General features: G+C 66.9%; 9 protein-coding genes and 1 pseudogene. 3 read left to right on the forward strand and 7 right to left on the reverse strand.

The genetic code is table 11. The features are described from left to right. From CSC76_RS18340 to CSC76_RS18350, 3 genes are all read right to left on the reverse strand, one after another. A partial coding sequence (locus tag CSC76_RS18340) for a flagellin N-terminal helical domain-containing protein (protein WP_485060139.1) occupies positions 1-229 on the reverse strand: 229 nt, incomplete at its 3' end. Positions 230-571: 342 nt separating this feature from the next. Then, positions 572-1,138, reverse strand: coding sequence for a hypothetical protein (locus CSC76_RS18345; RefSeq protein ID WP_162111398.1), 567 nt, complete (start codon positions 1,136-1,138; stop codon positions 572-574). Beyond that, on the reverse strand, positions 1,122-1,976 hold the full coding sequence (locus CSC76_RS18350) for a tetratricopeptide repeat protein (RefSeq protein ID WP_162111399.1): 855 nt from the start codon (positions 1,974-1,976) through the stop codon (positions 1,122-1,124). Before CSC76_RS18350 ends, CSC76_RS18345 begins: the two co-directional genes overlap by 17 nt. Before the next feature lie 165 nt (positions 1,977-2,141). Here CSC76_RS18350 and CSC76_RS18355 point away from each other — a divergent pair, with 165 nt between their 5' ends. Further along, complete coding sequence (locus CSC76_RS18355; RefSeq protein WP_162111400.1) at positions 2,142-2,555, forward strand: hypothetical protein; 414 nt, start codon at positions 2,142-2,144, stop codon at positions 2,553-2,555. Between the two features lie 285 nt (positions 2,556-2,840). Continuing rightward, positions 2,841-3,794: a helix-turn-helix transcriptional regulator gene (locus tag CSC76_RS18360; RefSeq protein ID WP_162111401.1), complete on the forward strand. Its 954-nt coding sequence runs from the start codon at positions 2,841-2,843 to the stop codon at positions 3,792-3,794. Positions 3,795-3,914: 120 nt separating this feature from the next. Here the strand turns inward: CSC76_RS18360 and CSC76_RS18365 are convergent, their stop codons facing one another. After that, positions 3,915-4,541 (reverse strand): TetR/AcrR family transcriptional regulator, encoded by a 627-nt coding sequence (locus tag CSC76_RS18365; RefSeq protein ID WP_162111402.1) that lies wholly within the window; start codon positions 4,539-4,541, stop codon positions 3,915-3,917. Continuing rightward, positions 4,541-4,798 carry an acyl-CoA-binding protein gene (locus CSC76_RS18370; RefSeq protein WP_162111403.1) on the reverse strand — a complete coding sequence of 86 codons (258 nt, stop codon included), beginning with the start codon at positions 4,796-4,798 and terminating at the stop codon, positions 4,541-4,543. Before CSC76_RS18370 ends, CSC76_RS18365 begins: the two co-directional genes overlap by 1 nt. Before the next feature lie 152 nt (positions 4,799-4,950). Here CSC76_RS18370 and CSC76_RS18375 point away from each other — a divergent pair, with 152 nt between their 5' ends. Then, complete coding sequence (locus CSC76_RS18375) at positions 4,951-6,939, forward strand: SDR family oxidoreductase (RefSeq protein WP_162111404.1); 1,989 nt, start codon at positions 4,951-4,953, stop codon at positions 6,937-6,939. A gap of 72 nt (positions 6,940-7,011) precedes the next feature. Here CSC76_RS18375 and CSC76_RS18380 read toward each other — a convergent pair whose 3' ends face one another. Both CSC76_RS18380 and CSC76_RS18385 read right to left on the reverse strand, forming a co-directional pair. Next, entirely contained in the window at positions 7,012-7,440 is a 429-nt protein-coding gene (locus tag CSC76_RS18380) for a group II truncated hemoglobin (protein WP_162111405.1), read from the reverse strand. A gap of 81 nt (positions 7,441-7,521) precedes the next feature. After that, positions 7,522-7,771, reverse strand: a pseudogene (locus tag CSC76_RS18385) (hypothetical protein); the annotation flags it as partial.

Raw genomic sequence — 7,771 nt, forward strand, 5'->3', positions numbered from 1 at the left:
CCTGGGCCAGCGAGATGCCGTCGTTGGCGTTGCGCACGGCCACGTCCAGGCCGCGGATCTGGGTGCTGAAGCGTTCGGAGATGGCCAGACCGGCGGCGTCGTCCTTGGCGCTGTTGATGCGCAGACCCGACGACAGGCGCTGGATGGTGGTGGCCAGAGAGGCGCCGCTGGTGCTCAGGTTGCGCTGAGCGTTGAGCGACATCGTGTTGGTGTTGATTACCTGTGCCATGTTCGTCTCCTCTTATTTGGATTCACGGCGTTGAAGGGAAAAGACGCTGCCGGTTTGTTTTGTTGGGCTAGTCGTCTTCGTGTTGCGAAATGAATAACGGCGCTGCCAAAAAAACCTTTAGGGCGGCTGCGAAAAAATGTGTTAGGCCCCCGGACTCCCTGCGGCGCAGGGGTTTGCCGGAAGCATCGGAAACGTGACAACCGCCCTAAAGATGGCAAGGAGCGGGCCGTTAAGGCCGCCCCGCGGGCACGCCTGTGCACGCCGGCGGGGGTTCGCGGCGGTTAATGCGGGCGGCGTGAGCCGGAGGATGGGACGCCATGCGCGCTGCGCGCGCGTCTCGGGTCACGGCGTCGGCGTGCGCCAGGCGTCGTCCGGATTGGCGAGCAGCGAGAGCCCGGGCATGCGGTACTCGCATCCGATCAGCGTGCGCTGCTGCATGCCGGGATGCTCGCCGGCGTAGACCACCAGCGCATGGAGATCATCGAGTGCGCCGGACAGCGGCGCCTCGCGACTGTCCGCCAGCGATTGCTCCAGGCGCATGCTGGCCGTATCGATGGGCGCGTCCACGAGAAGCAGCACGCGGTCGTCGGTGATCACGACGGCATCGCCTTCGTTGCCCCAGGCGTCCACCGGCGCGTCGAGCCGGTAGAGATCCATTTTCGGCGTGCCGTACTGGCGCTCTGTCTGTACGAATTCACTGGGCCGTTCGCGCCGCAGCCTGGCCAGCAGGCCGGCGATGTCGCCGGCCGAGGTCCTGCAGGTCAGGGCGTCCAGCAGCGTATCGGTCGTCTGTACCGGCGGCGATGGGGCAGGGGTTGCGGGCGCGACGACCTGTGCCGCTACCGCCGCGCTCGCGGCGAGCAAGACCGACGCGAGCGCGAGCGAGGCGTTGCTATTCGATCTGCGCATTGGCATGCGCTGCGTCCAGCGCTTCCATGGCATCGTGCGGTTTCAGCTTGCCGGCCTTCTCGAACGCTGCGGCGGCGGCTTCCTCCTTCTTGTCGCCGTGCAGGAGCAGCATCACGTTGGCGTGCTCGATATGGGCGATGGGCGAATCCGGCGTCAGCTTCAGCGCGGTCTTGATATGCGACTCGGCCTCGGCTGCCTTGGCGCCGTAGGTCAGGCCGCCGATCATCGCGCCGATCTTGCCGATGATTTCGGCGTGGTAGAGCGCCAGCGCGGTATGCGCCTCGGCATGCTTCGGGGCCCGCTCGAGCGCGGCTTCCAGCGAGATCCTCACCTTGCCGGCGATGCCCTGCTTGAGCGCCTTGGCGATGCTGATGCCCTGGCTGTAGCGGCCCAGGGCGAAGGCATGGCGGTAGTGGCTGTTCGCCTCGTCCGGCAGCGCCTTGACCGCCGCCTCGGCGAGCTGGGCCGCATGTTCGAAACGCTTGAGCTGTTCGGCTTCGTCGTCCACCAGATACGTGGCGTGGATGCCGAGCGCCTTCACCGCCACTGACGCACCGAGCGGCCCCAGCGCCTCGCCGGCCTCGTATGCCGTCCGGAAGTCGCCATGATGGAAAGCCCGCCAGGCGTCCTGCAGGCGCTGCGCCAGATCGTCGGCGGTCATGCCCTTGGCGGCCTTGCCTGCCGCGGAGATCAGGGCTTTCGCACGTTTCTCGTCGGGGTAGGGCTCCTGGTCGCCGGCGTGCAGGGCCGGCCATGCTTTCTTCAGCGCATCGCCCGCATAGGTGTAGGCCTTGGCGTCGTGCGGAAACGGGGCCCACTTCGAGAATCTGGCTGCCATCTGTCGTCCCTCCCAGGATGTGGCGAGCATCGCCGCGAACGCGGTCGACAGGCAACCCCTACGGAATGTGAGAGTTGAGCGGCCAATAGTGTGATTGCTCGACGCAGGCCGGACAGCATCGCGTCATGGAAGCCGGCCACCCGGGCCGGTATGTGGATGCCTGCTATGGCTGCCAAGAAGACTCGCCGCAAGACCCCTGAACCCACCCTGCGCCATGTATGGCTCGCCGGCCTTGGCCTGATCGCAGTGGCCCGTCGCGAGGCGGTCGGTGCGGCCAACGATGCCCTGGGCAAGCTGCAGTCCGCGCGCCGGCAAGCCGAAGCCATGGCCGGGCAGGCCCAGCGCGATGTGCTGGAGCGCCTGGCGGATGTCCGTGAACACGGCGAAGCCAGCGTGGAGCGCTTCAGCGCCGATGTCGAAACCCGGCTGCAGCCCGTGCTGGCCAAGCTGGGCCTGAAGCAGCAGGCCCGCAAGCCTGCAGCCCGCAGCCGCAAGAAGCCGGCAGCCAAGCGCACGCGTGCCGCCGCACCGCGCGCGAAAGCCGCGGCCAAGCAGCCGGCACGCCGCAAGCGCGCCTGACGCCCGCGCGCTGCGTAACGCACTCAGCGCCTCGCATGCCGGCGGTCGTTGCCGAGGACGGGCTCGCAGAGCCCCTCCTTGTCCTCGCCCATCTAGGTAGCAGGGCCTGGACCCCTGCGGTTCCGCAGCGTCCACGCGGCTCAGGCTTACAGGGGCGTCCCGGCCTGCCGTCGTGGCGGCTGGCAGCGGTGGGGCGGGACGGACGTGGACCCGGTGTTCCCTGCGGTGACGGCCCGGGTCCTATCGAGGACAGAATCCGCCCTCGATAGGCGCCATACTGCGCCGATGCTCAGCACCTCGAACCGTCTGCTTCGCCTGTTGTCGCTGCTGCAGTCGCGCCGCCACTGGACGGGCGCGGAACTGAGCCAGCGGCTGGACATCGACCGCCGTACGCTGCGACGCGACGTGGAACGGCTGCGGGAACTCGGCTATCCCATCGATGCCTCGCCCGGCCTGGGCGGTGGCTACCGGCTGGGCTCGGGCAGCGCCATGCCGCCGGTGCTGCTGGAGGACGACGAGGCCGTGGCCGTCGCGGTCGCCTTGCGGACTGCCGCCGCCAGCGTCGGCCGCATGGAGGATACGTCGCTGCGGCTGCTGTCCAAGCTGGACCAGTGGTTGCCGGCGCGCCTGCGCAAGCGTGCCAGCGCGCTGTACTCGGTCACGCTGTCCCTGGCGGGCGGGGCTCCCACCTCCGATGTGGATGCGCTGCTGCGTATTGCGGCGGCCTGCCGCGACGGTTTCCGGCTGCGGATGCAGTATCGCGACCGCAGCCAGCGCGCCAGCGAGCGCCTGATCGAACCGCTGCGGCTGGTGCATACCGGCAGCCGCTGGTATCTGGTGGCGTGGGACCTCAAGCGCGAGGACTGGCGGACTTTCCGGGTGGACCGCGTGCAGGCGCTCCACGACACCGGGACCCAGTTCCCGCCCCGCGCGTTCCCGGGCGACGTGGCGGACTACGTGGCCAAGTCGATCACCCAACCTTTCACGCGCTACCAGGTGCGACTGCGCCTGCCCGGCTCTGTCGCCGAACAGGCCGCGCGCGTGCCGCCGTGGTGCGGGATCCTGGAGGCCGGCGACGACCGGCACTGCCTGCTCGAACTGGGCGCCGAATCCGTCGACGCCCTGCTGGCGCTGATGGCCTTGATCGGCCCCGATTTCGAGATCGTCGACGACCGCGGCCTGCTCCCGGAGTTGCGCGCGGCATCGTCGAGGCTGGGGGATGCATTGGCGGCCGCTTGAGCGGGGCTTTCATCGAAAGGCGGACGCAGGACGGGCTTCAAGCCCGATGCCTGCCGGTCGGTTTCACGATGATCCTCGGGACAGCGTGGGGCTGAAGCCCCTACGGCACAGGATGCATGCCTAGGTGGCGTACGCCTGCGTGAGCGTGTTCAGGTGTACCCGTTCCGCATCACGCAGGAAGGGGGCCACCAGCATCATCACCTGCACGATGCCCTGGCGGATGGCGACCTGTTCGTCCTTCTCGCCGCGTGTGGAGGCGTAGTTCAACCAGAAGGTGGACACCACCAGAACGTTGGTGGCCGTGGCGGCCAGTTCCGCTGCCGATGCGCGCATCACGCCGGCATGGCCCATGCCGCGCATCACCGCATGCGCGCTGTCGTCGGCGCGCCGCAGGATGCGCGCGAAACGCATGCGCAGGCGGCGGTTGCGGCTGAGGATCTCCACCAGGTCGCGGTACAGGAAGCGGTAGTCCCAGATGCACTCGAACACCAGGTGCAGCTGCAGCCAGATGTCCTCCAGCCCCGGCAGGCGGTCGGTGGGCGGCGTCAGCGCCGCATCCATGCGCTCCTCGTACCGCGCGAAGAGCTGCTCGATGATGTCGTCCTTGTTGCGGAAGTGGTAGTACAGGTTGCCCGGGCTGATCTCCAGCTCGTCGGCGATATGGTTGGTCGTGACGTGGGGCTCGCCCTGTGAGTTGAACATCGCCAGGGCGGCGTCGAGGATGCGCTGGCGGGTATCGCGTGCCACTAGGCGATCAGTTTCTTCACCAAGTCCACATATTTCTTCTGGGCGTCTTCGGGCGCGGTGCCCTTGAGCTTGGCCCAGGCCTCGTACTTGGCGGTACCGACGAAGTCGAAGAATCCGGGCTTGTCTCCTTTCACATCACCTTCCGAGCCCTGCTTGTACAGCCCGTAAAGCCGCAACAACGTGTCGTTGTCCGGACGCTCGGACAGCGTCTGGATGTCCCTGGATGCTTGTTCGAATGCGCTCTTCAGATCGGCCATGGATGATCCCTCCCAGTGATCGAGGCCATCACACCACGGGTGGTGCAGGCGGTCAATCCGTGACGGGATTGTCGAAACCGGATGGCTCTGGCAAGTTACGACGCAGGGCGGTCGGAGGGGCTGGCCCACACAACTTGAGGAATGGGGCAGTCATGAGCTATTTCGTCACGGGCGCCACGGGATTCATCGGTCGCTATCTGGTCGGCAACCTCCTCAAGCGCAGCGGGACGGTCTACGTGCTGGTCCGCAAGGACTCACAGAAGAAGTTCGACGCCATCGCGAAGAAGGCGGGCTGGGACATGAAACGCGTGACGGTGGTGCACGGGGACATGACCAAGCCCCGGTGCGGCCTGACGCCCGCCCAACTGCGCACGCTGACCGGCAAGGTGAAGCACTTCTTCCACTTGGCCGCCATCTACGACCTCACCGCCACCCGTGAAGCCCAGCAGGCCGCCAACATCGATGGCACCCAGCATGCGCTGGACCTGGCAGCCGCTCTGAAGGCCGGCTGCTTCCACCACACCAGCTCCATCGCCGCCGCGGGCCTGTATCCAGGCATCTTCCGCGAGGACATGTTCGAGGAAGCCGAAGGACTGGACGACCCCTACCTGCGCACCAAGCACGAGTCCGAAGGGCTGGTCCGCAACGAGAAGCGCATCAAGTGGCGCATCTACCGCCCAGGCATGGTGGTCGGTCACTCGAAGACCGGCGAGATCGACAAGATCGACGGGCCTTACTACTTCTTCACCCTCATCAAGAAGCTGCGCGAGCTGCTGCCGCAGTGGGTGCCGGTGCTCGGCATCGAGGGCGGCCGCATCAACATCGTGCCGGTGGATTTCGTGGCCGATGCGATGGACCACATCGCCCACAAGCCAAAGCTCGATGGCCACACCTTCCATCTGACCGATCCGGAACCGATGCGTGTCGGCGAGGTGCTGAACACCTTCTGCCGCGCGGGCCATGCGCCCGAGATGACCATGCGCATCGACGCACGCATGTTCGCCTTCGTGCCGGGCAGCATCCGCATGGCGGTGGGCAACCTGCCGCCGGTGAAGCGCTTCATCGGCATGCTGTTGCGCGACTTCAAGATCCCGAAGGAAGTGCTGAAGTTCATCACCTATCCCACGCGCTTCGACAGCCGCGAGACCGAGCGGGCGCTGAAGGGCAGCGGCATCGCCGTGCCGCGGCTGGACGACTATGCGTGGCGCCTGTGGGACTACTGGGAACGCCACCTGGATCCGGACCTGTTCATCGACCGCTCGCTGAAGGGCAAGGTGCGCAACAAGGTGGTGGTCATCACCGGCGGATCTTCCGGTATCGGCCTTTCCACCGCGCAGCGCGTGGCCGAGGCGGGCGCCACCACGATCATCGTGGCGCGCGGCGAGGAGGAACTGTTCAAGGCCCGCGACGAAATGAAGAAGGCCGGTGGCAAGGTGTTCGCCTACACGGCGGACCTGGCCGACATGGCCGACTGCGACCGACTGGTGAAGACGGTACTGGACGAACACGGCCACGTCGACGTCCTGATCAACAACGCCGGCCGCTCGATCCGCCGCTCCATCGAACTGAGCTACGACCGCTTCCACGATTTCGAACGCACGATGCAGCTGAACTATTTCGGCAGCCTGCGGCTGATCATGGGCTTCCTGCCGAAGATGACCGAGCGCCGCAAGGGCCACATCATCAACATCAGCTCGATCGGCGTGCTGGCCAACTCGCCGCGCTTCTCGGCCTATGTGGCGTCGAAGGCGGCCCTGGATGCGTTCAGTCGCTGCGCCCAGGGCGAGCTGTCGGGCAAGGGCATCAGCTTCACCACCGTCAACATGCCGCTGGTGAAGACGCCGATGATCGCGCCCACGAAGATGTACGACAGCGTGCCGACGCTGTCGCCGGAAGAGGCGGCGGACCTGCTGGTCAAGGCGATCATCGAGAAGCCCAGCCGCATTGCCACCCGTCTGGGCATCTTCGCCGCGCTGGTCAATGCGGTGGCGCCGAAGGCCTACGAGGTGGTGATGAACACCGCCTTCGAACTGTTCCCGGATTCGGCCGCCGCCAAGGGCGACCGCAAGGCGCTGAAGGACGAATCGCCCAGCCAGGAACAGCTCGCGTTCGCCGCGCTGATGCGGGGCGTGCACTGGTAGTGAACAGCGTCGTGCCGAGCGTGCTCGGCTACGCGGTCGCGTTTGTTCGATAGCAGCGGGGCAAGCTCCGCTCTACGCGTCCTGCGGATCTGCCCACCGCAGCGACACCGCCTGCAGGTTGCGCATGTGCAGCGCCAGCGGCTCGATCCGCGACCACAGGAACTCACGCAGCTCCGCGTCTTCGACCGTCTCGGTCATCGCGCCATGGAAGCAGGCCAGCCAGCCGCTGGCTTCTTCCATGCCGATCCGGAAGGGCAGGTGGCGTGCGCGCAGCATCGGGGCGCCGTGCTTCTGGGTGAACAGCGGCGGGCCGCCGAGCCAGCCGCTGAGGAATTCGAACAGTTTCTGCTCGCTGCCTTCCAGTGACGATGGATGCTGCGCGCGCACGGCAGCGGCCTCCGGCAGGGTATCCATCAGCGCATACATGCGCTGCGTCATCCGGCGCAGGCCGGCTTCGCCGCCGATGCGCTCGTAAGGCGTGGGGTCGGGAACGTCGCTCATGGGATCGGCATGCAGCAGGGCGGTGACGCGATCATCCCGTTGCGCGCAGGCGAGGCCCAGCGACGGAACGTCGCAGTCGCCTCACAGGGTCTTGCACTGCCGCCAGCGCACGGGTTCGCTGCTGCCGGGAGGTGGGTTGAGCTGCACACGGCTCGTACGCAGTGCGGGGTAGCGCTCAAGCTCGCTGCAGATCCGCGGCCAGACGTCCTGCTCTCCGGCCGCAAGGTCCACGCTGAGGGTCAGTTTGGTCTGCCACACGCCGCGCGTGACACCCGGCGTCCTGGCGAGTGCCTTGAGGCTGACTCTCTTACACATCTCCGAGCCCACGAGA

This window comes from Pseudoxanthomonas mexicana (assembly GCF_010093385.1).
In the GTDB taxonomy this organism is placed as follows: Bacteria; Pseudomonadota; Gammaproteobacteria; order Xanthomonadales; family Xanthomonadaceae; genus Pseudoxanthomonas_A; species Pseudoxanthomonas_A mexicana.

What these genes read in the sequence shown, in the direction of transcription:
- CSC76_RS18345 (WP_162111398.1), bottom strand. Translation starts at nt 1,138, where the DNA reads ATGCGCAGATCGAATAGCAACGCCTCGCTCGCGCTCGCGTCGGTCTTG.
- CSC76_RS18350 (WP_162111399.1), bottom strand. Translation starts at nt 1,976, where the DNA reads ATGGCAGCCAGATTCTCGAAGTGGGCCCCGTTTCCGCACGACGCCAAG.
- CSC76_RS18355 (WP_162111400.1), top strand. Translation starts at nt 2,142, where the DNA reads ATGGCTGCCAAGAAGACTCGCCGCAAGACCCCTGAACCCACCCTGCGC.
- CSC76_RS18360 (WP_162111401.1), top strand. Translation starts at nt 2,841, where the DNA reads ATGCTCAGCACCTCGAACCGTCTGCTTCGCCTGTTGTCGCTGCTGCAG.
- CSC76_RS18370 (WP_162111403.1), bottom strand. Translation starts at nt 4,798, where the DNA reads ATGGCCGATCTGAAGAGCGCATTCGAACAAGCATCCAGGGACATCCAG.
- CSC76_RS18375 (WP_162111404.1), top strand. Translation starts at nt 4,951, where the DNA reads ATGAGCTATTTCGTCACGGGCGCCACGGGATTCATCGGTCGCTATCTG.
- CSC76_RS18380 (WP_162111405.1), bottom strand. Translation starts at nt 7,440, where the DNA reads ATGAGCGACGTTCCCGACCCCACGCCTTACGAGCGCATCGGCGGCGAA.